Source organism: Curtobacterium sp. LFS079, assembly GCF_047977865.1.
Taxonomy (GTDB): Bacteria; Actinomycetota; Actinomycetes; order Actinomycetales; family Micrococcaceae; genus Arthrobacter.
Genome location: NZ_JBFPFO010000003.1, coordinates 65,455 through 91,310, shown reverse-complemented (window position 1 = coordinate 91,310; position 25,856 = coordinate 65,455). Strand labels below are relative to the sequence as shown.

Genomic DNA, 25,856 nt, shown 5'->3' with positions numbered 1-25,856 from the left:
GGGTCAGCCGGGTTTAAGGGGGACTTGTTCAGGCGAGCGGTTCGAGCCAGGTGAGCACCGAGCCGTCTTCCTCGATGTGCTCTGCGAGTTCGGCATTGAAGACCGCCCCGTAATCGGCGGTGATGTGCTCGCGGAAGGCTTCGTCGTCCCGATACACCTCGAACACGAAATACTCCCGCGGCTTGGATTCACGGGTGTACGGCAGGAACAGCTGGTTGCCGGGTTCATTGCGCACGCGTTCGGTCAGTTCGCGCATCATTTCGGCGACCCGTTCCTCGCTGCCGGGCTTGACGGTGAATTCGGCATACAGTGTCTTGGCCATGCGGGGCTCCTTGCTTTGATGATGGATCTCTTGGGGACGGGACTTTAGTACGACGGCGGCAGCTCGCCGGAGCCGCGCACGATCAATTCGGAGGGGACCACGTAAGTCCGCGGCGCGCCGTCGTCGCCGTCTATCCGGGCAAGCAGCCGTTCGGCTGCGAGCTTGCCGATCCGTTCAGGATGCTGGGCAATCACGGTGATTCCCGGGTCCATCATGTCGGCAAGGGCAAAGTCGTCGAAGCCCACCAAGGCTATGCGGCGGTTCGCGCCCAGTTCCTTCAATGCGCGCATAACCCCGAAGGTGACCAGGTTCTGGCTGGAGAAGATGGCCGTGGGCGGCTCATCCGAAGCCAGGATTTCAAGCGCTGCAAGCCTCGCCGCTTCTTCGTCGCGCAAGCCTTCACGGACGGGAACCGTGGAGGTGGCGATGCCGGCGTGGCCCAGTTCCTCGATGAAGCCGCGGCGGCGTTCCCGAGCGGTCTGGATATCCGGCGTGTCGCCAAGGTAGGCCAGCCGCCTGTGTCCGTGGCCCAGCAGGTGGGCTGCCGCCCGTGCAGCTCCCGCGGCGTTGTCCGTCACGACGGCGTCGGCCTCGATGCCGACCGGTTCACGGTCGATGAAGACCAGCGGAAGGTCCCGCGAGTGCTCCGGGATCACATAGGCCTGGCTCTTGGCGATCGGGGTGAGCACCATGCCGTCCACCCGACGGCGAAGGAAGGCGGTCACGAGTGCCTTTTCCCGGGCAGGGTCCTCATCAAGGCTCGCAGCGAAGACCGCGATGCCCCGCTCCGAGAGTGCGTCTTCCAGCGCCCTGTGGATTTCGCCGCTGAAGGGGTTGGCCACACTGGGCAGCAGCAAGCCTATTGACAGGGTCTGCCGTCCCGTCCGCCGCAGGCTGCCCGCGGCCATGTCCAGGTGGTAGTTCAGCTGTTGCGAAGCACTCAGGACACGCTTCCGGGTCGCCTCCGAAACTCCCGGCTCATCGTTCATGACCCGCGAGACCGTCTTGATTCCGACACCTGCAAGTGCAGCGACATTGCGCATGGTGGGCCGGTTCTTCGCGCCCTCAGTTCGATAACGATCTGACATCGTTGTCATAACCTCGCTCTTTCATCATCAGTTGCCCTTGACTCTACATTGTGAGCTTGGTTACATAACTTACGACATCGTTGTCAGGCGCGAAAAGTGCCTCGAATACCAGGAGTTTCAATGACGAGTTCCATCGCCCCACGCTCCACCGCCAGCCGGCTGTTCGCCGCAGGCGCAGCCCTTTCCCTCGGGGTACTCAGCCTGACGGCCTGTGGAGGTAACTCCCCCAGCACCGGTACCAGCAGCGGGGCTTCCTCCTCCGAGAAGATCGGCGTCTCGCTGATCGTCAAGACCACCGCCAACCCGTTCTTCGTCTCCATGCAGGACGGCGCAAAGAAGGCCGCGGAAGCTGACGGCGTCGACCTCAAACTCGCAGCGGGCAAGGCCGACGGCGACGAGGACACCCAGATCCAGGCCATCGAAAACGCCATCTCCAAGGGCGACAAGGGAATCCTCATCACGCCCAACGGCCCGTCCGTCGTCGACGCCCTGAAGAAGGCCAAGGACGCCGGCCTGTTCGTCATCGCACTGGACACCCCGCCGGACCCTGCCGACGCTGCAGACATCACGTTCGCCACGGACAACTTCGCCGCCGGCGAGCTGATCGGAAAGTGGACCGCCGCGCAGCTGGGCGGAAAGAAAGCCACCATCGCCCTCATCGACCTCTTCGATGACAAGGTTGTGTCCGTTGACTACAACCGCGACCAGGGCTTCCTGACGGGCCTCGGCGTCGACACCGCGGACAAGAAGAAGAACGGCGACGAGGCCAAGACCGGCAAGTACACCGGCGGCAAGGGCGGCGACTACGAAATCGTAGGCAACCAGGCCTCCCAGGGCGCCGAGGACGGCGGCCGCACGGCCATGGAAACCCTGCTGTCCAAGAACCCGAACATCAACGTCGTCTACACCATCAACGAACCTGCTGCCGCCGGTGCCTACGAGGCGCTCAAGTCCGCCGGCAAGGAAAAGGACACTCTCGTTGTCTCCGTCGACGGCGGCTGCACCGGCGTGAACAACGTCAAGGGCGGCATCATCGGTGCCACCGCCCAGCAGTACCCGGTCAAGATGGCCGAACTCGGCGTGAAGGCAATCGTCGAACTCGCCAAGACCGGCAAGAAGCCGGAGAACTCCCCCGGCCTGGACTTCTTCAACACCGGCGTGGAACTGGTCACCGACAAGGCGGCCGACGGCGTCAAGAGCATCAGCACCGCGGACGCCGCCAAGATCTGCTGGGGCAAGTAGAGCCAGCCGGTGACAGGAGCAAACATGACCCAGCAACAGCAAGCCGCCGGACCCCCGGTGGGGAAATCCACAGATCCGGCCGAGGAATTCCTCGACAGGAGCACGCCCCTGAGCCGCATCCGCAATGTACTGCACCGCTACCCCGCGCTGAGCCCGGCAATCGTCCTGCTGGTAGCCGTGGTGGTGTTCGGGATCCTCAACGACCGCTTCCTGCGCGTTGAGAACCTCTCCCTCATCACCCAGCAGGTTTCCGTGGTGGGAACCCTCGCCATCGCACAGACCCTGATCATCCTTACCGCGGGCATCGACCTCTCCGTGGGCGCCGTGATGATCCTGGCCTCCATGGTCGTGGCACAGGTCACCGTGAACAACGGCGTGCCGGCACCCCTGGCGCTGGTGGCAGGACTCGTTGTCGGCCTCGGCGCCGGGGCCCTCAACGGTTTCCTGGTGACAAGGTTCAAGCTTCCGCCGTTCATCGTGACCCTGGGAACCCTGAACATCTTCATCGCGTTGACCTTGCTGTACTCGGGCGGTTCCACCGTCCGCGGTTCGAGCATGCCTGCCCTGCTGACGTGGATGGGCAGTACGTTCCCGGTGGGACCGGTCCGGATCTCCACCGGCGTGGTCGCGATGCTGGTGCTCTACATCGTGGTGGCCTTCATCCTCGGCAAGACGGCCTGGGGACGGCACGTCTATGCGGTGGGCGATGACAAGGAAGCAGCCCGCCTCGCCGGCATCCCGGTCAACCGGGTCCTCATGAGCGTCTACCTGGCCGCCGGCGCGGTGCTGGCGATCGGCGCGTGGATCCAGATCGGCCGCACCAACGCAGCCAGCCCCAACGCGGGCGTGGACCTGAACCTCGACTCGATCACCGCCGTCGTCATCGGAGGCACCAGCCTCTTCGGCGGCCGCGGTTCCGTCTGGGGTTCGCTGCTCGGGGCGCTGATCGTGGGCGTCTTCCGCAACGGCTTGTCCCTGGCCGGCCTGGACATCCTCTTCCAGACCCTCGCCGTGGGCGTGCTCATCATTGTCGCTGTGTCGGTGGACCAGTGGATCCGAAAGGTTAAGTCATGACCTCCGTCGACGTTCCCACCCCGGCAAACGGCAGCCGCCAGCCCATCCTCCAGGCCCGCAACCTGGTCAAGACCTTCGGCAAGGTGGTCGGCCTGGACGGCGTCAGCCTGGACCTCTACCCCGGCGAAGTCCTGGCCATCATCGGCGACAACGGTGCCGGCAAATCCACGCTTATCAAGTGCCTGACCGGGGCGGAGGTGCCCGATACCGGCGAACTGCTGGTCTCCGGGCAGCCGGTGCACTTCAAGCGACCGCAGGACGCCCGGGTCCACGGAATCGAGACCGTCTACCAGAACCTGGCGGTCTCCCCCGCCCTGGACGTGGCGTCCAACCTGTTCCTGGGCCGGGAAGAGCGGCTCCCCGGCCCGCTCGGCAAGATCTTCCGGGTCCTGGACACCAAGGGCATGCGCCGCAAGGCCAAAGCCGAGCTGACCCGGCTGGGGATCTCCACGCTCCAGGACGTCACCGTTGCGGTGGAGAACCTCTCCGGCGGACAGCGCCAGGCCGTGGCTGTGGCCCGCGCCGCGGCCTTCGGTTCCAAGGTGGTGGTGCTGGATGAGCCGACGGCGGCACTCGGCGTACGGGAATCGAACCAGGTCCTGCAGCTGGTCCGGGACCTCCGCGACCGCGGGCTGCCGGTCATCCTCATCAGCCACAACATGCCGCACGTGTTCGACGTCGCCGACCGGATCCACATCCAGCGCCTCGGCAAGTGCGCCGCCACGATCACGCCGCAGTCCCACTCCATGACGGACGCCGTCGCCATCATGACAGGTGCAGCAACCGCCTGAGCTGTCACCGCTGTCCCTGACAGCGTTCCCCCACCTCCCGTCCGCGGACCTGGCGAAGCCAACAACGCCCGGTCCGCGGACGCCTTTGCGAAAGGCACCTGCAATGACCCAGCCATACGCAGCTTCCAACCCCGCCGGGGAGTCCGCCGACGTCGTCGTGATCGGCGAGGCACTCATCGACGTCGTGAGCAGTTCCGACGGCACTGCCTCGCCCACCACAGTGGAGCATCCGGGCGGCTCGCCCGCCAACGTGGCCTACGGCCTGGGCCGGCTGGGCGTCCGGACAAGCCTGCTGACCTCGATCGGCGACGACGAACGCGGCGCCGCGATTGCCAGGCACCTTTCTTCAGCCGGCGTCGCCCTGCTCCCGGGCTCCACCTCGGCGTCGCGCACGGCCTCGGCCACGGCAACCCTGGCCCCTGACGGTTCGGCCAGCTACGAATTCGACATCTCCTGGGAACTTGCGCCGGTGGCTCCCGCCTACCTTCCAAGGGTTCTTCACACCGGGTCAATCGCCAGTTTCCTCTCCCCCGGTGCGGGCGCAGTGAGGACCTTGCTCGAACAGTCATACCGCGAAACCCTGGTCACCTACGACCCCAACATACGGCCGGCGCTGCTCGGCACCCATGCGCAGGCCCTCGCCATCTTCGAAGACCTGGTCCCCCTGACCGACGTGGTGAAGCTCAGCGACGAGGACGCGGACTGGCTCTACCCCGGTCTCGGGCTGGACGAAGCCGCGGGCAGGATCCTGGAACTCGGTGCGGGCCTGGCGGTCGTCACGCGCGGGGCTGAGGGTTCGCTGCTCGCGACGCCGGCCACCCGGCTGCACGTGCCCGCGGTGCGGACGGTCGTGGCCGATACCATCGGGGCCGGTGATTCCTACATGGCGGCCCTGATCTACGGGCTGCTCAGCCGCAGCAGCGAGGGACTGGCCCCCGCAGTGCTCGAAATCCTCGGCCGCACAGCATCGCAGGCCGCCGCCATCACTGTCAGCAGGCCGGGAGCCAACCCGCCCACAGCGGAGGAACTGGCCGCGGAACCGGTGCCGATGCCCGCGTAGCCTCCCGGTGGCTTGGCTTCCGCTAGCTCCGTGCGGCAGCAACCCTGCGCATCGAGTATCCGGAAATCACCAAAAGCAATCCGGCGATGGCGGTGAACGCCGCCAACATGCCGGAAAGGGCAAGGATTCCGGTGCCGGGGTTGATGAGGACAAGGATGCCAAACGCGAGGAGGACAAGTCCTGTCAGCGCGGGGCTCCGCCAGGCCCTGACGGTCGTCCTGCCTTCAAGCGCGATGAAGATTTGCGAGATTCCCAGCGCCAAGGCCCATATCGCGATGAGGAGCGCCAGCGACATGACCGCAATGCCGGGCCACGAAACGGTCACCAGGCCGACAGCCACGGATGCAACCCCGCCGATCATGCTCCAGCGGGAATGGCGTGCGGGATCGTAGTAGTAATGTGCCAGGTTCGCGAGGCCGTCGCTCATCGCATAAATTCCGAACACATACGTGAGGGCGAACACCGTGGCAACCGGCAAGGATGCAACCGCCAGGGCGAAGAGCAAAGCCAATGCCCCGCGGAATATGAGTCCCGTGCCGGAATGCTTGAACAACTTGCGCGCTGCGATGGCGGACATAGCCCCATTTTAGTCGGGCACGGCGCCGTGGGACATGGGGCAGAGCCGCCGATTATTCAGCGCCGATTCCTCAACGACCTGCGGGCTTGGCGGACTTGGCCGCCTTGGCCGCGGCCTTGGCGGCCTGCTTGGAGGCGCGCACCTTGCGCAGGGATTCAGGATCCACGATGTCGGCCACGGACAGGAAGACCTCAGCCTGCCCGTAGTTCCCGGCGGCTTCGCGCCAGCCCGCGGCCTGGAGCCCGCACTGTTTGCCCAGGAGGGCCAGGAAGATCTTGGCCTTCTGCTCACCGAATCCCGGCAGGGCCTTGAGCCGCTCCAGCACTTCCTTGCCGTCGGGATCGCCCTGCGTCCAGATGGCAGTGGCGTCCCCGCCCCACTCGTGCTCGACGGTTTCGGCAAGCGCCTGGACCCTGCCGGCCATCGAGCCCGGGAAGCGGTGAACGGCCGGGCTCTCTTTGAACATCTCCACGAAGCCCTCGGGATCGTAGCCGGCGACCGTTGCCGGCGCGATCGAGCCGATGCGGGTCCGGATCTTTTCCGGGCCGGCAAACGCCGATTCCATCGTCACCTGCTGGTCGAGCAACATGCCGGTGAGCAGCGCAAACGCGTCGTCGCTGAGCAGTTTGTCGGCGGCCGGGTCCCCTGTGATGTGCAGTTCCATGCGCCCTATCCTGCCACCCGGCCCCGCACCCGTCACGGCCCGTCGTCCGACGACGCGGGGTCACTTACTACGAGAAGCTCACAAGCGCCGACGCGGCGTACCGGCGCCGGACCGTCGCCGTCCACCGACACTGACCTGGGAATCTCGTCTTGACGGTCCGGGATGCCGAAGCCGGAGGACTTCGGCCACACGAACCTGATACTCGGTGTTGGTCATTTGGCGGGACATGCGAACTGGAATTGTGCTGAGTGTGCGCTGGACCTCAGGGTGGATGGATTCAGTCATTGGCGAAGTTCACGTTGTTTCCGCAATAGTCACCATCGCCGCGCAAATCCCGATAGCGCCGGTTTTCGAGTTTTCATTGCTTCCCCCAAAGCGTCCGGGCGGAGTTATCTGCGAAACCGCCGCCAGTGTTCGAGCACTATTGCATGACGAATTCCATTGCACAAGGATCTTGTTTGATCGCAGCGACAAGAATCCTGGTCATCAAAATGGAAGGGACTAGCTTCACCGGCTGCGCCGTTTTCGGTCGCTTCGGACGCGAGTAGGTATCTGCGTTGGGTCCAACTCGGGCCGCGCGAGAGAGCCTTCTGGTCTAGCTGGCAGTAGTCTCAACAACGGCGCCTACCGATCAATCACCCAGAATGAAAATTGAGTTAGGCTCACGACATGGAGCCCCCGCCGTTCGCTGAAGATCCATTCCCTGGAATTTTTCTGCGCGGGACTGTTTCTACAAGCCTGGTTGCTCGAACCAGCGGCGAAGTCCGCGTCCGAGCTGGCAGATAGGGATCCCTTATGGACTTGTTTGAAACGATCATGTTTCCGTTCAAATGGTTTGTCTCCATCATTATGGTGGGCTTCCACGAGGGCATTAGTTCGATTGGAATGCCGCCAGCCAGCGGCTGGACGTGGACGCTTTCCATCATCGGGCTGGTACTGGTGATCCGTGCTGCCCTGATCCCGGTCTTCGTCAAGCAGATCAAGGCACAGCGTGGCATGCAGCTGCTGCAGCCGGACCTGAAGAAAATGCAGGACAAGTACAAGGGCAAGACCGACCAGCTTTCCCGCCAGGCCATGGCGCAGGAGCAGATGGCCCTGTACAAGAAGCACAGCACCAACCCGTTCTCGGCCTGCCTGCCCTTGCTGATCCAGATGCCGTTCTTCTTCGCACTGTTCCAGGTGCTGTCCGGCATCACTCACGCGAAGAACCAGGGCGAAGGCATCGGTGCGCTGAGTCACGACCAGGTCCTTCAGTTCGACCAGTCAAGCATCTTCAGCGCTCCGCTGTCCGCAGCCCTGCTAAACAACCCCGGCGGCAACGTTGCTGTCATCGTCCTCACCATCGTGATGATCCTTGCCATGACGGCCTCGCAGTTCATCACGCAGAAGCAGATCATGGCGAAGAACATGTCCGAAGAGGCAATGGCCAGCCCGTTCATGCGCCAGCAGAAGATGATGCTGTACATCCTGCCGGTGGTCTTCGGTGTGGGCGGCATCAACTTCCCGATCGGTGTGCTGATCTACTGGACCACCACAAACCTGTGGACCATGGGCCAGCAGTTCTTCGTCATCCGCCGCATGCCGACCCCGGGATCTCCCGCTGCGAAGGCCCTCGCCGAACGCCGCGCCGCCAAAAGACCACCCGCACTGCCGATCCTCGGCGGAAAGCGCGAAGAAGCGAAAGCCGCTGCCGCCGTCATCCAGGCCAAGGGCCAACGAACCCAGCCGCAACGCAAGGGTAGGAAGAAGAAATAGCGGGCCGGTCAAGGTTGGAGGGACCGCATGGATGCGGCCGCTGGGATCTGGTGTTCGTGGGCGCCGGGCCGGGCAGTGACGATGCGGTTGCGCCCGAGGCGTTGAGATGGAACCCGCAAAGCAAGCCTGGTCGCCGTCGCTGGGCGCGCCTGGACGGCGCGCCTCGCTTTCGCCACTACCTCCGGCCGGGGAGCAGGTGTTTCCGCTGTATTCGTCGGCCCACGTGTGGGCGTCCTGGCTAGTACCAGTACCGGCGCCCTGCGAAGATGGGTCGATTGAGCGCGCCGAGAATAAGCAGGATGACGCCGATGCCCAGCACAATCCAGCCGATGGTGACGAGGATGCCGATGTTGAGTAGCCAGCCGGCGATCAGCAGAACAAGTCCCAGGATGATCATTTCTTTCCTTTCGCGTTGTCGCGGAAACGGGCCTTCTCCGGCGCGGAGAAGGCAGTTGTACACGCACCACCTTGTTCCCCGGAAGGGGCCAAGGCTGCGCCTGCCCTAGTCATGAACTAAGCAGCCTTACTAAATCAAGATTACCTGAACCAGAAGGAAATGGGGATGCTGCTAAACCCCGGCCCGTGCCAACGGATCGCCATGCCTTGGCCGGAAATCCTCGAGCCTGGGCGTTCGGGGTCTGCCGGTATCCGTCGCGGTCGAGTTATGGAGCGGGCCTATCGGGGGCCTTTGGGCAGAGGCGGCCTGCGCAGCGCGGAGATTCCCCACACCGCCAGCAGCACCGCCACGAGGAGCAGTCCCGCCTCGCCGAGATCGACCGACCCAAGCCAGGTGGTCAGCGGGTCGTCCAGGCCGAACGCGGCATTGAGGAAGCCGCCCAGCGTGATGACGGAGATGAACAGGGCGGAGAGCGCCGAGATGCCGGTGATCACGGCATTGAAGCCCAGTTTCCGGCGCGGGTCCGCCAGCGCGGAGCGGTACATGCGCATCATCGCCACGCCGTTGACCGAATCGCAGAGCGTCATGGCCGCGGCAAAGGCCAGCGGCAGCGCGAGCAGCGCCAGCGGGGAGACTCCGGCGAGGGAGGCCGCCGTCGTCATGAGCAGCAGCCCGATGGTGGTGGCGGTATCGAAACCCAGCCCGAACAGGAAGCCGATCACGTAGATGTTCCGGGGGCGCCGCACCCGGGCCAGCGGCCGGGCCAGCAGCCGCGCCACAAAACCGCGGGCCTCCAGGTCCTCGACGGCGACCGCCCCACCCGCTTTCGCCTGCCGGTACAGCTGCGCCGCCCGGAGGAACGCGGAGCCGTTGAAGATGCCCATCGCCAGCAGGAACAGACCCGAAACGCCGCTGCCGATCAGCCCGAGCACCAGGTTCCCGGCGCTGCCGTCCTGCATGAACTGCCCCACCGCGGTGGCTCCCGCCAGCACCAGCACCCCGGCCAGGACCACCACGGAGCTGTGCCCCAGGCTGAACGCGAAGCCCACGCTCACGGGTTCCCTGCCCTGGGCGACGAACTTCCGGGTGGAGTTGTCGATCGCCGCGAGGTGGTCCCAGTCGTAGCTGTGCTTGACGCCGCCCAGGTATGCGGTGAGCACCAGCCCGAGCGCCAGCGGCTGCCCGCCGCCGCTTTCCCCCGAACGCAGCAAGCCGGAGAACAGCAGCCCGACGGCGGCAAGATGCAGGGCGGCCACCGCACCGAAGGTGAACAGCAGCCGCGTCCGCAACGGCAGGAGTTCGCGTTGCCGGTACAGGTCAGCGAGCGCTGTCATCAATACTTCCTCAGGTTCAGCGGCCCCTGGCCGTACCAGCGCCTGCGCAGATGCGCCGTGCAGGCACCAAGCAGGCGGTTCAGCTCTTCAGTGTTGTCCGACAGTGCGCGCAGCACCAGCCCCGTGGTTCCGCCGACCGCCGCGCTCAGGGAGACTCCGGCCAAGGCGTCGTGCGCGGCGGCGAGCACGTGCAGTTCGTCGGCGAGCGCCTGGTCGACGCGCGGATCGACAACCAGCAGCGATCCCAGGTGGCTGCGGCCCTCCATGAAGCCCAGCCCGGTGACGTCGCCCGCTGGTGCACCAAGCCGCGGCCGGATGAGCACGTTGTCCAGCGCCAGCAGGCCGCCGCCTTCCTCGCCGTCGGCGACCCGGATTTCAGTGCGCAGCCGCAGTTCCTCGTATTTGAAGGCAGTGCCGTCCGGAGACCAGCCGGGCGTAACGACTTCGCTCATGAGCAGGCTCGACGCCGGGTGCATGGTGATGCGGGTGTCCTGCCGGTAGCTGGCTTCCCGGTAGGCGATGAGCTGGTCCGGCGCCAGCTCCAGCCTGGCGCCTTCGCCGAGGCGGATGGCCATGCGCTGCTCGGCGAAGGAGCCCGGCGTGCGGTAGATCTTGGTGGCCGACTGCGTGGTCAGCAGCAGCGATGCCCCGCCTTCGACCTCGACGTCGATCACGTACAGGTCCGCCCCCAGGTAGGCCCCGCCCGGGTTCACCATCACATAGCCAAGCTGCCCCGAATCATCCAGGTAGTGCGGCCGCAACACCCGCAGGGCGCCTTGATGGAACTGGTGCACGGCCACGGAACGCCCGCCGCGGCGCGCCACCCGCAGCTGGAGTTCCCCCATCGGTGACTCAACGGCAGCAGGGGCGGGTGCCGCCGTCGTGCTCATGAGGCCCCGCTCATGAGGCGAGGTCAAGCATCAGGACGTCGTGCCGGATCCATTCGATGACTGCATCCAGGCCTTCGTCGGTCTTGAGGTTGGTGAAGCAGAACGGTTTGGCTCCCCGGAATTCCTTCGAGTCGCGCTCCATCACGGCCAGGTCCGCGCCCACGTGGGGTGCCAGGTCCGTCTTGTTGATGATGAAGAGATCGGACTTGATCATGCCCTGCCCGGCCTTGCGCGGGATCTTCTCGCCCTGCGCCACGTCGATGATGTAGATCGAGAAGTCCACGAGCTCCGGGCTGAAGGTGGCGGAGAGGTTGTCGCCGCCGGACTCGACGAAGATCACCTGGAGGTCCGGGTGCCGCTTCTTGAGTTCCTCGATGGCCGCGGTGTTCATGGAGGTGTCCTCGCGGATGGCCGTGTGCGGGCAGCCGCCGGTTTCGACGCCGATGATCCGGTCCTCGGGCAGGATGCCGTTGGCGGCGAGGATCTTGGCGTCCTCGATCGTGTAGATGTCGTTGGTGATGGCGGCCATGGAGATTTCCGCGCTCATGTGCCGGGTGAGGCGTTCCACGAGCTGGGTCTTGCCGGCGCCTACCGGCCCGCCGATGCCGATCTTGATGGGTTCAGACATGGTCTCTCCTTGATCCGTAAGAACTGTCAGCTCATGAACATGCGGGCGCGCTGCTTCTCGTGCCGCATCTGCGAAATTTCCAGGCCGGGGCTCACGGCCCCGAAGTCGTCCGGCGTGAGTGCGCGGACACGGTCGATGGCGGCAGCAACGCCGTCGTGCGCGTTCCGCAGCACCCTTTGACCGGCGTTCTGGCCGAGCGGGATGGCCCGCACGGCGTTCTGCGTCAGTGAGGTGACCGCGGCGAAAAGGTACGCCGCGAGCGCCTCCTCGAGCGGGACGCCCAGGGAGCGCGCGACGACGGCGAACGCCAGCGGCTGGTGGCCGGCGGCCCGGCCCTTACTCACCAGGTCCCGGTAGGCTTCCAGCTCCGGCGACGGGAAGACTCCGGCGCCGATCTCGAGCAGCCGGCCGCCCATCTTGGTGCTGGCCTCCCGGATCTGCCGGGGAAGCAGCTGCGCGCTGAGGTGTTCATCCAGCTCCTCGACCGGAGTCCCTTCGTAGAGGAAGCGGATGGCCAGGGCGTCCGAGTATGTCAGCTGCTGGCCCAGGAACGCGGCCAGCCAGGTGGCGAAGCTTGCCTCGTCGTGCACCAGCCCGCGCTCCATGTAGGACTCGAAGCCGAAGGAGTGCGCGAACGCCCCGGTGGGCAGCGCGGAATCCGTGAGCTGCTGCAGGGCGAGGCGTCGGCTAATGGGTGTGTTCGGCATGGCGGAAGGGGACGGGCATCACGCGTTCCTGGCGGTCGTAGGGCACGCCGACGTGCTTCAGGTAGTCCTCCACAGTGTGGTCGTACTGGCACACCATGACCTCGGCGGCGTACTCGGACGCGGCGTCGAAGAACTGCGCCTGCAGGTGCCGGTTGCCCAGGGAATGGGCTACGACGCCCATCTCGTGGATGCTGCGCGGCGCGATCACCAGCACGTCCGTGGGCAGCACCGACACGACGATCAGGTTCTTCTCCTCCACAGCCAGGATGTCGCCGTCGCGCAGGTCCGGGGAGCCGGACGGCAGGCGGATCCCGAGCTCCTTGCCGTGGTCCGTGGTGACCCGCTGGATGCGCTTGACCAGCAGCGCGCTGGGCAGCACCACCTTCTCCCTGTGGCGCCCGGCGTAGGCGCTTGGATCGGGCAGCTCGTGCACGTTGCCCAGGATTTTTTCGATGATCATGCTGGTTCTCCGTTTAGAACAGGAAGTAGCGCTGCGCCATGGGCAGCTCGGCGACCGGTTCGCACGTGACGTCCTCGCCGTCCACGCTCACCCGGTACGTTTCGGGGTCGACGGCGATCTCCGGCGTCGCGTCGTTGAACTTCAGGTCCGCCTTGCTCAAGGTCCGGATGCCGGAGACGGGGCGGATCACCTTTTCCAGGCCGAGTTCCTCCGGGACGCCGGCCTCGATGGCAGCTTTGGACAGGAAGGTGATGGAGGACTTCTGCAGGGCCTTGCCGAAGGTGGCGAACATGGGCCGCATGGTGCGCGGCTGGGGCGTGGGGATGGAGGCGTTGGCGTCGCCCATGATGGCGTAGGCGATCTGCCCGCCCTTGAGCACCAGCTCCGGCTTCACTCCGAAGAACGCCGGGTCCCACAGGACGAGGTCCGCGAACTTCCCCTCCTCAACTGAGCCGATTGAGTCGGCCATGCCCTGTGCGAGGGCCGGATTGATGGTGTACTTCGCCACGTAGCGCTTGAGCCGGAAGTTGTCGCTGCCGGCCGAGCCGTGGGCGGCCGCTGCCGGGTCGTCCAAAGCGCCCCGCTGCTTCTTCATCTTGTCCGCCAGCTGCCACGTGCGGGTGATGACCTCGCCCACCCGGCCCATGGCCTGGGAGTCGGAGGAGGTGATGGAGAAGATGCCGAGGTCCTGCAGCACGTCCTCGGCAGCAATCGTTTCCGCCCGGATGCGTGAATCGGCGAAGGCCACGTCCTCCGGGATGTCCGGGTTCAGGTGGTGGCAGACCATGAGCATGTCCAGGTGCTCTTCGATGGTGTTGCGCGTGTACGGCAGCGTGGGGTTGGTGGAGGCGGGCAGCACGTTGGGGAGCCCTGCGATCTTGATGATGTCCGGCGCGTGCCCGCCGCCGGCGCCCTCGGTATGGAAGGTGTGGATGACCCGGCCGTCGATCGCCTTGATGGTGTCCTCCACGAAGCCGCACTCGTTGAGGGTGTCCGTGTGGATGGCCACCTGCACGTCGTATTCGTCCGCGGCCTTCAGCGAGTTGTCGATCGAGGCGGTGGTGGAGCCCCAGTCCTCGTGGACTTTCAGCCCGACGGCGCCCGCCCGGATCTGCTCGGCGAGGGGTTCGACGGCGGAGGCGTGGCCCTTGCCGAAGACGCCGATGTTCACGGGCAGTCCCTCTGCCGCCTGCAGCATGCGCTTGATGTGCCAGGCGCCGGGGGTGACCGTGGTGGCCTTGGTGCCTTCGGCCGGGCCCGTGCCGCCGCCCACCATGGTGGTGATTCCGCTGCTGATCGCCGTGGGCACCTGATCCGGGGAGATGAAGTGGATGTGGGTGTCGATGCCGCCGGCCGTGAGGATCTTCCGCTCGCCCGCGATGACCTCGGTGCTCGCCCCGATCACGATGTCCACGCCGCTGCTGATGTCCGGGTTGCCGGCCTTGCCGATCTTGAGGATGTGGCCGTCCCGGATGGCGATGTCCGCCTTGTAGATGCCGGTGTAGTCCAGCACGATCACGTTGGTGATGACGGTGTCCGGGACACCTTCTCCGGAGTCACGGGTGGCCTGGCCGTTCTGGCCCATGCCGTCGCGGATCACCTTGCCCCCGCCGAACACGGCTTCTTCGCCGTAGACCGTGTAGTCCTTCTCGATCTCCAGGAACAGTTCGGTGTCGGCGAGGCGGATGGCGTCGCCCGTCGTCGGGCCGTAGAGCTCGGCGTATTGCCGGCGCGGAAGGTCGAAGCTCACTGGGCGTCCTCCTCAACGTAAGTGCCGCCGTCGAGCTTTCCGTTGACAGCGTTGCTAAGCCCGTAAACCTCACGGTTCCCGGCGAGCTCGACAAGCCGCACGGTGCGCCTGTCCCCCGGTTCGAAGCGCGCCGCGGTGCCCGCCGGAATGTCCAGGCGGCGGCCGAAGGCGGCCTCCCGGTCGAATTCGAGCGCCCGGTTCGCCTCGGCGAAGTGGTAGTGCGAGCCGACCTGCACGGGCCGGTCGCCCCGGTTGACGACGTCGACGGCGATCGCCTCGCGTCCGCTGTTGCAGTGGATCGGCTCGGGGCGGAGCCGGTATTCGCCCGGGATCATGGCGGCCTCCTAGCGGATGGGGTTGTGGACGGTGACGAGCTTGGTGCCGTCGGGGAAGGTGGCCTCGATCTGCACGTCGTGGATTATTTCCGGCACCCCTTCCATGACGTCCCCGCGGCCGAGGATGGTGGTGCCCCAGCTCATGAGATCAGCCACGGTGCGGCCGTCGCGAGCGCCTTCAATGAGTTCGTAGCTGATGATCGCCACCGCTTCGGGATGGTTCAGCTTGAGCCCGCGGGCCTGCCGCCGCCGGGCCAAATCCGCCGCCACCACGATCATGAGCTTTTCCTGCTCACGGGGCATCAAGTGCATCGCTTCTCCTCATCGCCGGCACAGTCCTGCAGGTTCGTGACAAGAGTAAGCCCGGGGTGTTTCAAGGAGATTTCGTTTTGCCCCGGCTCCCGCACCGTTGTCCCCCGTATTAGGCTGTGGACATCGTCGCGTGCCGATGGCGGACTGCGCCAGGCATGGAGGCGCCGTATTTCAAGGGGTCACAACATGACCATGTCTTTCAACCACACCATCATTGCCGCCAAGGACCGGAACGAATCTGCGCGGTTTTTCCGGGAAATTTTTGAGCTTCCCGAAGCACCCTCCTGGGGACCGTTCACCAACGTCCTGCTGGAAGACGGCGTGCTGCTGCAGTTTGCCGAGCCGCCCGTGGACATCCAGATGCAGCACTACGCATTCCTGGTGGACGACGCACTTTTCGATCGCGCCTACGCACGATTGCAGGCCAACGGCGTTGAGCACTGGGCGGATCCGCAGATGCAGCTGGCCGGCCGGACCAACACTGAGAACGGCGGCCGGGGAGTCTATTTCAAGGACCCCTCCGGCCACGGCCTGGAAATGATCACCCGGCCGTACCTGTAGGGCGCCCGCGCGAGACGGCGTGCTCAGACCGTGAAGGTGCTCAGACCGTGAAGGTGCTCAGACCGTGAAAGTGACCGTGGCCAGGACGCGGGAGCGGTTGATCTGCTTGGGGATTTCCAGCGTCGCCGTGCAGCTGCCCGACGGCGGGTAGGCGGCCTGGGTGGTGCCGGTGCCGTCCGCGCCGATCACCACCGTGAGGGTGGTGGAGTAGTCCCCGCACACGATCCGCACGGTGTAGTAGTCCCGGTTGTTGGCGCCCTGCACGGTGAAGCTGACGCCGCCGTCGGGCAGGTAGTTCACGGTGAGCGGGGCGTCAGAGTTTCCCGCGGCGGGAGCCGCCGTGGCCGCCGATGACGTATCCGACGGCGTGCCCGAAGAGGTGTCCGGCGTACTGTCCGGCGACGACATGGTGGTGGCTGCCGCGTTGCCCGCCGGGGCGGCGTCGTCGTTGCTGATGGTCACCTGGCCGAAGCCGTCGGCGAGGTTGAAATCCGGCCCGGCAAGGAGCTGGACCATGAACTGCTCGGCGGACTCGTAGAGCGTATCCCCGTAGACGGTCACCGTAAGGGTGGCCGTGGTGCTGTTGGCGGCGAAGGTGACGGTTCCGGAGGCCACGGCGAGGAAGTCCGTTCCCGCCGTCGCGGTCCCGGCCAGGGTCCGCCAGCTCAGCGTCAGCGGGGTGGATTGGGCCTGGCTCAGCGTCAAAGTAAGCGTCACCGTTTTGGCCCCGCTGTTGCCCTCGACAACGGTCGCATCGCCGATCCGGACTTCCCGCTGGATGACGGCGGGAGGGGTGAACTGGCCGTCGTCGGTGCGGAAGCGGAAGCTGTTGAACGAGGCTGGCTCCGTGCCCGAAGCGGGCTTGCCCAGGAGGCCGGTGCGGCCGTCCGCGACGGCGGAGTTGAAGGAGCGGCTGGTGACCACCTGGCCGTTGAGCGTCACGGTAGTCACGGTGGCCTTGAGCACCAGGTTGAGGGTCTGTTCGCTGCCGGCCGCGATGCTCCGGGCGACGGACTGGTCCACCACCCAGCCGCTGCGCGGGCTCACGTGGCCGATCAGCACCCGCTGGCCGGGAACGTCCAGGACCACGAACTTGTAGTCGTTCGGGGCGTAGTAGTCGAAGACGATGCCGGTGACGCCGGCGGCCCGGAACGCGGCCTCGACCTCCACGTAGGACAGGGGGTCGATCCCGGTGCTGCCGAACTGTGCGGCCGCGAGCGCGGTGTTACCGGCACTCACACCTCCAAGGTACCGGCCGGTGTCGATGCTCCACGCTCCCGCCGCCGGGGTGAACGCCTCGGCCGTGCCGTCGTCGAAGTATTCCGCGCGGTCCAGCGAGATCTCCGGCGAGATGACCGTCAGGGCGATGTTGTCGAACCAGCCGCGGGCCTGCTGCGAACCGAAGCCCACCAGCCCCTTGTTCAGGGCCACGGCGTCGCCGTCGACGTACCGCACCGGGAACTGGTAGCTGAAGGCGTTCTTGCCGTCGATCGTCACGGTGACCACCAGCCCGTTGACCACCACGTTGAGCTCGTAGAACCGGCCTGCGCTGACCGAGCCGGGCACCGAGGCCTGGGCGTCGTACCACCAGCCGGAGGCGTTGCGGTGGCCGATCACCATCTTGTTGATCGAGTCGTCGATGCCGGCGAACTTGAAGTCCTCCGGGCCGAAGTAGTCGAAGATGGTGAACGCATTGGCCTTCCAGCCGCCCACCGCCTTGTCCATGGAGATCTTGGCGGCGAGTTCGTAGTACACGGACTTGTAGGCGTCCGAGTACCAGACGGCGACGGCGTCCTGCGAGGGGCTAGCGGCCGTCACCTTGAGCAGGCCGTTCTGGACGGTGAACGCACCGGAATCGGTGGCGAAGCCCTGCAGGGTGCCGTCGTTGAAGTCAGCGCCGCGCAGGGTGTCGCGGCGGCCTCCCGGGATGTTCCCGGCCTGCGGGTCGGTTGGCCCGCCGGTCTGCGTCTGCCACTGGCCGTGGTCGTGCTGGGTGATGAGGCCCAGTTCGCCGTCGGGCTCGCCGTTGCGGGCGGGGTCGTTGCCCGTGTCCGTGGCCCGGGTGGGATCCGCGCCCTGGCTGCGGGAGAGGGCGTACAGGAACCGGGGCAGCTGCGGTTCCACCTGGCGGCTGACGGTGGCGATGCCGAACGGTGCGAACGGTACGAGGTAGCTGTTGAACTCGCCCACCCAGTCGATCAGCCGGTCGCCGCCGGTGTTGCCGATCAGGATGTCCAGGCCGGCGCCGCCGTAGACACGGTCCTGGTAGCTGGAGTTCACGCCGTCGGGGGCGTCGTTGAGCCCGTTGTTGGTGGTCAGCAGATCGTCCGCGTTGGAGAGATCGTTGCCCCAGCCGGCCCAGATGGTGTCCTGACCGCTGCCGCCCACGGACCAGTCGTTACCGAGGTCGCCGAAGATCGCGTCGTCGCCGTCGGAAGGCTGGTTGGTGGCGGTTCCGGTGCAGTTGCCCTGGTTGTCGACGGCGATGCAGGCGGTCACCCAGTTGCCGGACGCGGCGTCGTTGTTCAGGAAGAACTGCCTGGCCCATGGCGGGGTGGTTCCCTTCCAGACGCTGCCGTCGGCGTTGAAGAGGATCACGCGGCGCGGATCGTATTCGTCGTAGAGGAGGAATTCGCCCAGCCGGCCCATGTTGTGGTTGTTGCTGTGCCAGGCGTTGGTGTCGGCGCCGAAATGGAGCACATCGCCCGGGTTGTACGGGTGCAGGAAGTCGATCAGTTCCAGGCCCACCGGGTTGCCGTTGGCGTCAAAATGCTGGGCGTAGGAGGTGCCGAGCGCCTCGGAGCCGGAGACGGCGTCGTCGCCCGCGCCGCCGTGGATGAAGTCGTTGCCCCAGCCGCCGAAGATGATGTCGTCCGAGTTGTTGGCGTCGAAGAGGGGTTGGTTGGCCACGTGGTGCTGGCTGGCGTTGACGTTGTCGCCCAGGTTGTACGGGGTAAGGTCAACGGCCTTGGCCAGCTGCCCGGCGACGTTGATCGTAGCGGTCTGCACTTGGCCGGGGGTGTAGATGGCCTCGTTGAGCACGTCCCCTTCGCTGGTGCGGGTGTCCGGGTCCACGGTGCGGAACTTGTAGACGCCGTAGAGCGGCTCGCCCAGCTGCGTGCACACGGCGCTGGAGGCCACGGAGCAGCCGGTGTTGCGGCTGGTGAAGATCCGGCCGTCGTCGCCGAGGATGCCGTCCATCCCGGATCCGCCGGAGATCCAGTCGTTGCCCCAGCCGCCGATCAGGTCGTCGTCCTGCGCGTCGCCGTAGAGCGCGTCGTGGTCGGCGCCGGCGTAGACGGTGTCGTCGCCGGATTCGCCGTGGACCTCGTCGCGGCCGCCGATCTGCGCGTACTTCCAGGTGCCGGTGGCGGTGTCCAGGGCGATCGAGCAGGTGGGCTGGGTGGGCGAGCCGTTGCAGTCCGAACCGGCGCCCTGGCCGAAGTTGGCCGGGACGAAGTCCGGGCCGCCCGGTGTGTAGTCGAGCAGGTGGACGCCGCGGACCACTATCCGTTGTGTTCCGTAGTTGTCGTAGTTGAAGGTGACGTAGTTGGCCGTGCCCGGCGTCGTCTGTCCTGCCCCGGCGGGGTTGATGTCCGTGTGGTTCACACCCACGATCCGGATGATCCGGCCGTTGTCCGCCACGATGGTGTCGGCGTCGCGGGCGTGCATGTTGGCGGGAAGCGTGTTGTCGGCCAGGATGCCGCCGGCAAGGCCCGGAGTGCCGGGCACGCCGCTCACCTGGTTGTTCATGGCGATCTGCGTTCCGGCGCCGCCGAACAGCAGGTCCGCGCCGCGGTCATCGCCCGGTAGGTAGGCCAAGGCCGGGAAGGGCAGGCCGTCCGGCCGGAGCTCCGGGGTGGTCAGCGAGAAGAAGTCGCTGCTGCCGCCCACGATGTCGTCCTGGCCGAGCCCGCCGAAGACCACGTCGTTGCCGGCGTTGCCCTCGATGTAGTCCTCGCCGTCGGTGGCCGACTCGAAGGAGCCGACGACCGTGAGCACGCCGGTGAAGTCGCAGACCATGTTGCCGGGGGTTCCCGTGCAGCCCAGCGGGGTGCGGGAGGCGCCCGCGTGCAGGGTCGCCGTCGGGTCGTCCACCATGCGTGCGAAGGCCTGCTCGATGCCGCCGTCGCCCTGGATAACGTCGTTGCCCAGCTGGCCGAGGACCACGTCGTGGCCCGCCCCGCCGGCGAGGTAGTCGTTGCCGAAGCTGCCTGCCCACTTGCTGCCCTCGTCCGAGGCGAAGTCGTGGAAGAGGTTCGTGACGTCGTATTCGGCCCACCAGGGGGCGCCGTCCGGATCGCGGTAGGCGCGCGGGGCGCCGTCCACCAGGAGCAAGCCGCTGTTGTCCTCGGTGACTGTTCCGCCGCAGGCGTTGGGCTGGTCGCTGCGGCTGTAAAGCAGGGTGCCGCAGAGGGTCTGGAAGTGGAAGCTCAGGAAGTCGGTCCGGAGCAGGTAGGCGTTGTCGCCGAGGATGAGGTCGTCCGCTTCGTCGCCGTCGGCCATGTCGTTCCCGGCCCCGCCGATCAGCAGGTCCCGGCCGAGGCCACCGAAGATGATGTCGTCCGCGCCGCGCTGCAGGTTGCGGGACTCGACCGCCAGGACGGAGGCGAGCGCCGTCGTCTGGATCTTCTGCAGGCGGGCGTCCGGTTCGTTCGGGTCCGCGACGTCCTGGATCACGGCGCCGTGGTCGCCGAAGACGATGTCGTCATAGGCGCTCTCCACAGGAGAAGGCACAGCTCCGGTGCCTTCTCCGAAGAGCAGGTCCCGGCCCGCCGTCAGGAGATCGTCGCGGACCGGTGACGGGTACGGCTGGATGGTGGTGCCGTTGTTGAGGAAGCCGGCTCCGGTGACGGACGGCAGGGGGCTGCGGTCGACGACGGCGATGTCCAGCGCCCGGGTGAAGACGTTGACGTTCACGCCGGAGTCGCCGTAGATGTGGTCAACGCCGCGCTGGCCGCGGATTTCGTCGTCGCCCGAGCCGCCGGCCAGGTGGTCGCCGGCCTGGCTGCCGATGATCAGGTCGTCGCCGAGTCCCCCGTAGGCGGTGAAGCCGACAGTGGGCAGCTGGGCCGCCGCGAGGTGGGCGAACAGGCCGGAGGCGTCGATGATGTCGTTGCCGGCGTAGTCGTACGGGTTGGCCAGGCCGAGCAGCCACTCGTCGTCCTCGTTCTCCGCGTCCGGAATATTGACGAAGGGATCGAAGGGCTTGGGACCGAATTCCATGCCGAGGACGTCGTAGGGGTGTCCCGAGTACCAGACGCCGTCCTGGCTGGTGTCGCCGTAGACCACCAGCGGCGAGCCGGGACCCGCGGTCGCGTCCCGGTCACAGGGGACGGCCGTGCCGTCGATGACCGGGGCCGCAAGGTTGCAGACGGTGATGGTGTCGCCGCCGATCAGCAGGCTGTCTTGTGCCGGACCGGCAAGGGCCGCGTCGAAACCGGTGACCGTGAAGACCGGCGCATCCCAGACCGCCACACCGGCGGCGTTGAGGTGGACGGTGGGCCGGAGGGCCGCGTTCCAGAACGTCATGGTGCCGGCTGTCAGGGCCTTGATGGTGAAGGGCCCGGCGAGGCCGCTGATGCGCACCTGCATGCCCACCTTGAAGCCGTCGGCCAGGAAGGAGCCGCCGTCGGTCCGGACCAGGTAGTCCGTGTGCAGTTGCATGGTGCCGCTGGCGGACAGGGCCACGGGCTTGGCCGCGTGCACGTCAGTGGGAAGCACGGCCGCCGGTCCTGCGTAGAGGGGCCCGGAGAGGTACATGACGGAGCCTTCGCCGCAGTGCGGGAACGGGTCGGTGAACGGGCAGGCGGCGTTGCCGAAGCCCAGGATGAGCCGGGTGAAGGACTCCCCTGCCAGCTGGATGTGCTGCGGGCCGTGGCCGTACGGATCCAGGGCGAAGTAGCCGCTGCCCGGCAGGAAGCCAGTGAGTGCCCACGGCAGGCCGTCCTGGCGGGTGAGGAGCAGGCCCGTGCCCGCGGGTGCTCCGGCGCCGTTCCCAACACCGGGGGCGGAGCGTTCCATGTCGAAGGCGTTCCGGATGAAGGAGTTGCCGCCGCCGTGCACGGTGGTCAGGCCGCCGTGCGGTCCGGGAACGAACACGGTGCGGCTGCCGTTCAGGGCGGGCAGCGGGTCTCCGCGGCCCAGGGTGAGCACCAGGTCCGTCACCGCCGTGAGCCGCCAGGCGCCCGTGACGCCCTGGATCATCACCAGTTGGCCGGCCACGAAGCCGTCGGCGATCCAGCTTCCGCCCGCCCGGGTGACCGTTCCGCCGTCGTTCGCTGCGTTGGGGACGGTGGCGACGGCACCGGTGAAGCTGACCGGCACGTCCGCGGCCACCAGCGTGCGCAGGGCGGTGGAGGCCCCGGCCGCCGGGCCGGAGAGCTGCAGCAGATACATCACCGTGTTGTCCGTGGTGTCCATCGGGTCGTCGTCGCCGAAGCCAAGCACCTTCCACGTGCCGGCGAGGCCGCTGATGGTCACCGGCTGGCCGGCCAGGAAGCCCTGGGCCTTCCAGTCGAACGGGGCGGGGCGGCTGATCCGGTGGGTGGAACCCGCCGGGGCACCAACATCTCCCGCGGACGGAGCCAGCACCACGGTGCCGGTGAGCTTCACAGCGTCGTCCGGCTGGAGGGTGCCCTGGATGTCCAGGTGGTCGTTGCCGGTGCCGAGCATCAGGTTGAAGATCTCGATGGTGGACTTGGCGCCGTTGGTGACGAACTGCCCGGCAGTTCCGTCTCCAATAAATTGGACCGTGCCGTAGCTGATCCCGCCCGGGAACACCTGCGGTTCGCCGAAGGTCTGGCCTTCGGCCCCGCCGTAGCCGGCCCCGAAGTCCAGGTCCTTGGCCATGTTGAAGCCGCGCAGGGAGGTGCTGTTCATGGCCCCGCGGCCGTTCGCCTGTGAGGAGTCGTTGTAGATGTCAAGGATGTCGATCTGCTTGCTTTCCGGCGCCTGGGCGGCGATCGCGAAGAGCGGGCCGTCCTGTTCGCCCGGAAGCTTCAGGCCCAGCTGGAGAGAGCGGTCGGCGCCGGTGACGCCGCCTTCCACGGCGAGCGGTCCGCGCAGCCGGGACACCTGGTGCTGGCTGGCCGGGAAGATCTTCACGCCCTGCCGCTGCAGCGGCTGTTCGTAGGCGACGTCCGCCCGGAGTTCGACGAACTGCTCCTGGAACCAGTTGGCGGCGGTGAAGTCCACGACGGCGGCAATCCGCACCACCGTGAACGCGCCGGCGCCGAAGCCGGCCAGGGAGTCGCCGCTGAGCAGGAAGTTGCGCAGTTCCAGTTTCTCGTCGTGCCCGGCGTTGCTTCCGCGGATCACGGCGATCTTGGCCCGGATGCATGTGCCGGCCTGGCAGATCTGCACCCACTGGCCCTCGCTGAAGCCGTCGGCCAGCCAGCTGCCGCCCGTCGGTCCGACAACCGGCCGGACCAGCCGCCAGGCTCCGCCGACGAATTCGGTGGTGGCCGTGCCGTCCCACGCGCCGGAGCGGGTGATCCGGTTGATGCTGATGGCCGTGCCGCCGGCGCAGCCCGGTGCGGAAGACAGGACCATGGACTTGCCGTTGGCGCTGACGGAAAGGACGGTGAAGACCGCAGTGCCGCAGCTGGAGATCGTGATCCGCTGCCCTGCAGCGAAGCCTTCGTCGAGGAAGCTGCCGAGGTCGCTGCCGTTGGCCCGGCTGACGGTGGCTCCGCTGATGGCCAGCGCGCCCTGGAAGGCACGGGCCGGGATGTCCCCGCCCACCACCGCGTAGTCCGCCGGGGTGATGGCCACGCCGCCCACGGAGACCACGTCCACCAGGCCGTCGGGGATCAGCGCGATCCGGACGGCGCCCGCGGCGCCGCCGGCGGGGGCCCTGGTGAGCCGGATCGTGTAGCCGTCGGTGCCGCCGGGGATGGTGCAGGCGGTGTTGCCGCACTTGACCACCACGGTGTCCGTCCCGGTGGGGAAGCTGACCACATTGGGGGTTTCGTCGTCGTACACCAGCACGTCGGTGCGCTGCAGGCCGCTGCGCAGGTTCGGGAACGGGTAGGCGGCTGCCGCGGCGGGTGCGGTGAGCAGGGTGTCGAGTTCGTAGTTGATGACGGCTGTCAGGGGGTCGCCGGCGTCGCTGTTGTTCCGGGCCTTGACCACGATCCGCAGCGGGGTGTTCCAGTTGCCGGCGGTGAAGCTGACGGAGTAGTAGGTGCCGCCGTGGCCGTCGGAGAAGGCGAGCCAGCGGCCGGCCGGGACCAGGCTGAAGTCGAGCTGGATGAGCCGCTGGCTGTCCGCGTCCATCCAGACCTTCACCCAGATGGTGTGGCCCGCGGCGGGCGCCTTGGCAAGGCTGAGCAGGAGGTCGTCGGTGCGCTGGGTCAGGGCGCTGCCTTCGATGACCACAGTGCGGCCGTCCGCGGCGGTGCCGCCGGGTTCGACCTCGGTGACGTACACGCCGGGGGTGTCGTTGTCGTACACCAGCGCGTTGACCTGGCGGACCGCGGCCCGGTGGAAGCGGGCGTCCTGGCTGATCACGCTGTGCTGCAGGACCACGGTGCGGTCGCCTTCGGCGCGGGGATCGTCCACGGCCCAGACGTAGACCCGCTGCGGCACGTTCCAGTTGCCGGCCGTGAAGGTGAGGGTCACGGCCCGGCCGGCCTCGTCCACCACCACGCCGTTGACCACGAAGTGCCGCTGGAACTCGGAGAACTCGTCGCACTGGGAATCGGTGGTTCCCACGCACAGCCACACGGTGTCGCCCAGGCCGTTGGGTAGCGGGGCCGGGTTGGCGAGGCTGCCGTCGGCTTCCTGCGAAGGCGCGAAGCCGGCGGAGACGGTCACGTACACGTTCGACGTCGGGACCACCGCGAGTTCCACCGTGTAGTAGGCGTAGCTCTTGATGGCGTCCGTGGCGGCGGCTCCTTCGCGGACCCGGGTGCCGCCGGTGCCTTCCCGGATGACCACGATGCCGCGGTCCTGGGTGGCCAGGTTGTAGGGCACGCCATCGGCGGTGAGGCCGTCATAGCCGGGGTCGCCGGGCGAGGTGACGATGTGGTCCACAGCCCCGCTGAGGCCCTCGAGTTCGCGGGTGACGATGTCCGCGGTGACGTCGCCGGTCACGCTGATCATGTCCGAACCGAGGCCGCCGATGATCCGGTACGCCACTCCGTAGGCGGTGGACTGGACGAAGAACTGGTCATCGCCCTCCAGGCCATCCACCTCCACCACTTCGACGGTGGTGTACTTGACGTTCAGGCCGGCCCCGAAGATGCCCTTGTCCGTGATGGCGAAGTCGTCCGCGAACTCGGTGCCCAGCACCACCAGCTTGTCGAAGCCGGTGCCGCCGTCGACGTTGACCGGGGCGTTGACGTTGTACTGGACCTCGTCCTCGCCGCCGCCGGCCCGGATATCCAGCGGCCGGGAGGTGGAGAAGCCCAGGCCGATCACGGGAACCGCTACGCCGTTCGCGTCCAGCGGGATGATGTCGTCTTCCCACATGGTGTTGTCCAGGTCGGCGTTGCTGCCCGGCAGGTGGTTGAAGGTGGTGTGGGCGTCGGCGTTGTTGCAGACACCGTCCCCGTTGCGGTCGTAGCGGGTGTAGCCGGCGTTGATGACGCAGGAACCGAACGCCACGGTGGTGGGGAAGTTTCCGCCGGCGGGGACGAAGGCGACGTCGCTCAGGCCGCAGCCGGCGATGCTGTCCGAGTCCGTGTCGCAGACCGCGGCCACCGCGAAGGCCCGCACGATGAAGATGTCATTGTTGTCGTCGCCGTTGAGCTGGATCTCGGCCTGGTTGGAGTACACGGTGAACTGGTCGTTGCCGGTGCCGCCGGTGGCCAGCAGCGGGGCGTGCGTTCCGGGGCTGAGCCAGCCGCGGGTCGTGGGGACCAGCGCCGGGAAGGTGTCGGCCGGGAGGAGGGCGCCGCCGTC

General features: G+C 66.9%; 20 protein-coding genes (1 of these 20 running past the window's edge). 6 read left to right on the top strand and 14 right to left on the bottom strand.

Annotation, left to right across the window (positions count from 1 at the left end):
* Positions 1–28 precede the first annotated feature (28 nt).
* Together ACNQPB_RS06335 and ACNQPB_RS06330 are read right to left on the bottom strand one after the other, a co-directional pair.
* Positions 29–322 carry a putative quinol monooxygenase gene (locus ACNQPB_RS06335; protein WP_498750082.1) on the bottom strand — a complete coding sequence of 98 codons (294 nt, stop codon included), beginning with the start codon at positions 320–322 and terminating at the stop codon, positions 29–31.
* Between the two features lie 44 nt (positions 323–366).
* Positions 367–1,365 carry a LacI family DNA-binding transcriptional regulator gene (locus ACNQPB_RS06330; RefSeq protein WP_498750080.1) on the bottom strand — a complete coding sequence of 333 codons (999 nt, stop codon included), beginning with the start codon at positions 1,363–1,365 and terminating at the stop codon, positions 367–369.
* A 165-nt stretch (positions 1,366–1,530) separates the two neighbouring features.
* On the opposite strand from ACNQPB_RS06330, the gene ACNQPB_RS06325 reads away from it, so the two are divergent.
* The 4 genes from ACNQPB_RS06325 to ACNQPB_RS06310 all read left to right on the top strand — a co-directional run bounded on the left by ACNQPB_RS06325 (position 1,531) and on the right by ACNQPB_RS06310 (position 5,577).
* A complete protein-coding gene (locus tag ACNQPB_RS06325) occupies positions 1,531–2,652 on the top strand; it encodes a substrate-binding domain-containing protein (RefSeq protein ID WP_498750079.1) in 1,122 nt (373 codons plus the stop codon).
* A gap of 24 nt (positions 2,653–2,676) precedes the next feature.
* Positions 2,677–3,726: an ABC transporter permease gene (locus ACNQPB_RS06320; RefSeq protein WP_498750077.1), complete on the top strand. Its 1,050-nt coding sequence runs from the start codon at positions 2,677–2,679 to the stop codon at positions 3,724–3,726.
* Positions 3,723–4,517, top strand: a complete 795-nt coding sequence (locus tag ACNQPB_RS06315) for an ATP-binding cassette domain-containing protein (protein ID WP_498750076.1) — start codon at positions 3,723–3,725, stop codon at positions 4,515–4,517. Before ACNQPB_RS06320 ends, ACNQPB_RS06315 begins: the two co-directional genes overlap by 4 nt.
* A 103-nt stretch (positions 4,518–4,620) precedes the next feature.
* Positions 4,621–5,577, top strand: a complete 957-nt coding sequence (locus tag ACNQPB_RS06310) for a carbohydrate kinase family protein (protein ID WP_498750074.1) — start codon at positions 4,621–4,623, stop codon at positions 5,575–5,577.
* Positions 5,578–5,599: 22 nt separating this feature from the next.
* On the opposite strand, the gene ACNQPB_RS06305 is transcribed toward ACNQPB_RS06310, so the two are convergent.
* Positions 5,600–6,154 (bottom strand): HdeD family acid-resistance protein, encoded by a 555-nt coding sequence (locus ACNQPB_RS06305; protein ID WP_498750072.1) that lies wholly within the window; start codon positions 6,152–6,154, stop codon positions 5,600–5,602.
* A 70-nt stretch (positions 6,155–6,224) separates the two neighbouring features.
* Positions 6,225–6,818 (bottom strand): HhH-GPD-type base excision DNA repair protein, encoded by a 594-nt coding sequence (locus ACNQPB_RS06300; protein WP_498750070.1) that lies wholly within the window; start codon positions 6,816–6,818, stop codon positions 6,225–6,227.
* 795 nt (positions 6,819–7,613) lie between these two features.
* Here ACNQPB_RS06300 and yidC point away from each other — a divergent pair.
* Positions 7,614–8,573, top strand: coding sequence for a membrane protein insertase YidC (yidC, locus tag ACNQPB_RS06295; RefSeq protein ID WP_498750068.1), 960 nt, complete (start codon positions 7,614–7,616; stop codon positions 8,571–8,573).
* Positions 8,574–8,811: 238 nt separating this feature from the next.
* On the opposite strand, the gene ACNQPB_RS06290 is transcribed toward yidC, so the two are convergent.
* The 9 genes from ACNQPB_RS06290 to ACNQPB_RS06250 all read right to left on the bottom strand — a co-directional run bounded on the left by ACNQPB_RS06290 (position 8,812) and on the right by ACNQPB_RS06250 (position 15,386).
* The gene (locus tag ACNQPB_RS06290; RefSeq protein ID WP_498750067.1) at positions 8,812–8,970 is read right to left on the bottom strand and encodes a hypothetical protein; all 159 of its coding nucleotides are present in this window, start codon (positions 8,968–8,970) and stop codon (positions 8,812–8,814) included.
* A 278-nt stretch (positions 8,971–9,248) separates the two neighbouring features.
* Positions 9,249–10,304, bottom strand: coding sequence for a HoxN/HupN/NixA family nickel/cobalt transporter (locus tag ACNQPB_RS06285; RefSeq protein ID WP_498750065.1), 1,056 nt, complete (start codon positions 10,302–10,304; stop codon positions 9,249–9,251).
* Complete coding sequence (locus tag ACNQPB_RS06280) at positions 10,304–11,194, bottom strand: urease accessory protein UreD (RefSeq protein WP_498750063.1); 891 nt, start codon at positions 11,192–11,194, stop codon at positions 10,304–10,306. The genes ACNQPB_RS06285 and ACNQPB_RS06280 overlap by 1 nt, the downstream gene beginning before the upstream one ends.
* 10 nt (positions 11,195–11,204) lie before the next feature.
* Positions 11,205–11,822: an urease accessory protein UreG gene (ureG, locus tag ACNQPB_RS06275; protein ID WP_498750061.1), complete on the bottom strand. Its 618-nt coding sequence runs from the start codon at positions 11,820–11,822 to the stop codon at positions 11,205–11,207.
* Between the two features lie 26 nt (positions 11,823–11,848).
* Positions 11,849–12,529 (bottom strand): urease accessory protein UreF, encoded by a 681-nt coding sequence (locus ACNQPB_RS06270; protein ID WP_498750059.1) that lies wholly within the window; start codon positions 12,527–12,529, stop codon positions 11,849–11,851.
* Positions 12,510–12,989, bottom strand: coding sequence for an urease accessory protein UreE (gene ureE / locus ACNQPB_RS06265; protein ID WP_498750057.1), 480 nt, complete (start codon positions 12,987–12,989; stop codon positions 12,510–12,512). Before ureE ends, ACNQPB_RS06270 begins: the two co-directional genes overlap by 20 nt.
* A 13-nt stretch (positions 12,990–13,002) precedes the next feature.
* Positions 13,003–14,739: an urease subunit alpha gene (gene ureC, locus ACNQPB_RS06260; protein WP_498750056.1), complete on the bottom strand. Its 1,737-nt coding sequence runs from the start codon at positions 14,737–14,739 to the stop codon at positions 13,003–13,005.
* Positions 14,736–15,074: an urease subunit beta gene (locus ACNQPB_RS06255; RefSeq protein ID WP_498750054.1), complete on the bottom strand. Its 339-nt coding sequence runs from the start codon at positions 15,072–15,074 to the stop codon at positions 14,736–14,738. Before ACNQPB_RS06255 ends, ureC begins: the two co-directional genes overlap by 4 nt.
* Positions 15,075–15,083: 9 nt before the next feature.
* Complete coding sequence (locus tag ACNQPB_RS06250; protein WP_498750052.1) at positions 15,084–15,386, bottom strand: urease subunit gamma; 303 nt, start codon at positions 15,384–15,386, stop codon at positions 15,084–15,086.
* A 186-nt stretch (positions 15,387–15,572) separates the two neighbouring features.
* Here ACNQPB_RS06250 and ACNQPB_RS06245 point away from each other — a divergent pair, with 186 nt between their 5' ends.
* Positions 15,573–15,947, top strand: a complete 375-nt coding sequence (locus tag ACNQPB_RS06245; RefSeq protein ID WP_498750050.1) for a VOC family protein — start codon at positions 15,573–15,575, stop codon at positions 15,945–15,947.
* Between the two features lie 57 nt (positions 15,948–16,004).
* Here the strand turns inward: ACNQPB_RS06245 and ACNQPB_RS06240 are convergent, their stop codons facing one another.
* On the bottom strand, positions 16,005–25,856 hold the 3' end of the coding sequence (locus tag ACNQPB_RS06240; RefSeq protein WP_498750048.1) for a Calx-beta domain-containing protein. It continues 19,287 nt past the right edge of the window; the window shows 9,852 of its 29,139 coding nt (coding positions 19,288–29,139); its start codon lies off the right edge, out of view — the gene reads right to left on this strand; its stop codon occupies positions 16,005–16,007.

Bases quoted from the DNA above. Each gene is read 5' to 3' on its own strand.
- ACNQPB_RS06335 (WP_498750082.1), bottom strand. From the start codon at position 322: ATGGCCAAGACACTGTATGCCGAATTCACCGTCAAGCCCGGCAGCGAG.
- ACNQPB_RS06330 (WP_498750080.1), bottom strand. From the start codon at position 1,365: ATGCGCAATGTCGCTGCACTTGCAGGTGTCGGAATCAAGACGGTCTCG.
- ACNQPB_RS06325 (WP_498750079.1), top strand. From the start codon at position 1,531: ATGACGAGTTCCATCGCCCCACGCTCCACCGCCAGCCGGCTGTTCGCC.
- ACNQPB_RS06320 (WP_498750077.1), top strand. From the start codon at position 2,677: ATGACCCAGCAACAGCAAGCCGCCGGACCCCCGGTGGGGAAATCCACA.
- ACNQPB_RS06315 (WP_498750076.1), top strand. From the start codon at position 3,723: ATGACCTCCGTCGACGTTCCCACCCCGGCAAACGGCAGCCGCCAGCCC.
- ACNQPB_RS06310 (WP_498750074.1), top strand. From the start codon at position 4,621: ATGACCCAGCCATACGCAGCTTCCAACCCCGCCGGGGAGTCCGCCGAC.
- ACNQPB_RS06305 (WP_498750072.1), bottom strand. From the start codon at position 6,154: ATGTCCGCCATCGCAGCGCGCAAGTTGTTCAAGCATTCCGGCACGGGA.
- ACNQPB_RS06300 (WP_498750070.1), bottom strand. From the start codon at position 6,818: ATGGAACTGCACATCACAGGGGACCCGGCCGCCGACAAACTGCTCAGC.
- yidC (WP_498750068.1), top strand. From the start codon at position 7,614: ATGGACTTGTTTGAAACGATCATGTTTCCGTTCAAATGGTTTGTCTCC.
- ACNQPB_RS06290 (WP_498750067.1), bottom strand. From the start codon at position 8,970: ATGATCATCCTGGGACTTGTTCTGCTGATCGCCGGCTGGCTACTCAAC.
- ACNQPB_RS06285 (WP_498750065.1), bottom strand. From the start codon at position 10,304: ATGACAGCGCTCGCTGACCTGTACCGGCAACGCGAACTCCTGCCGTTG.
- ACNQPB_RS06280 (WP_498750063.1), bottom strand. From the start codon at position 11,194: ATGAGCACGACGGCGGCACCCGCCCCTGCTGCCGTTGAGTCACCGATG.
- ureG (WP_498750061.1), bottom strand. From the start codon at position 11,822: ATGTCTGAACCCATCAAGATCGGCATCGGCGGGCCGGTAGGCGCCGGC.
- ACNQPB_RS06270 (WP_498750059.1), bottom strand. From the start codon at position 12,529: ATGCCGAACACACCCATTAGCCGACGCCTCGCCCTGCAGCAGCTCACG.
- ureE (WP_498750057.1), bottom strand. From the start codon at position 12,989: ATGATCATCGAAAAAATCCTGGGCAACGTGCACGAGCTGCCCGATCCA.
- ACNQPB_RS06255 (WP_498750054.1), bottom strand. From the start codon at position 15,074: ATGATCCCGGGCGAATACCGGCTCCGCCCCGAGCCGATCCACTGCAAC.
- ACNQPB_RS06250 (WP_498750052.1), bottom strand. From the start codon at position 15,386: ATGCACTTGATGCCCCGTGAGCAGGAAAAGCTCATGATCGTGGTGGCG.
- ACNQPB_RS06245 (WP_498750050.1), top strand. From the start codon at position 15,573: ATGACCATGTCTTTCAACCACACCATCATTGCCGCCAAGGACCGGAAC.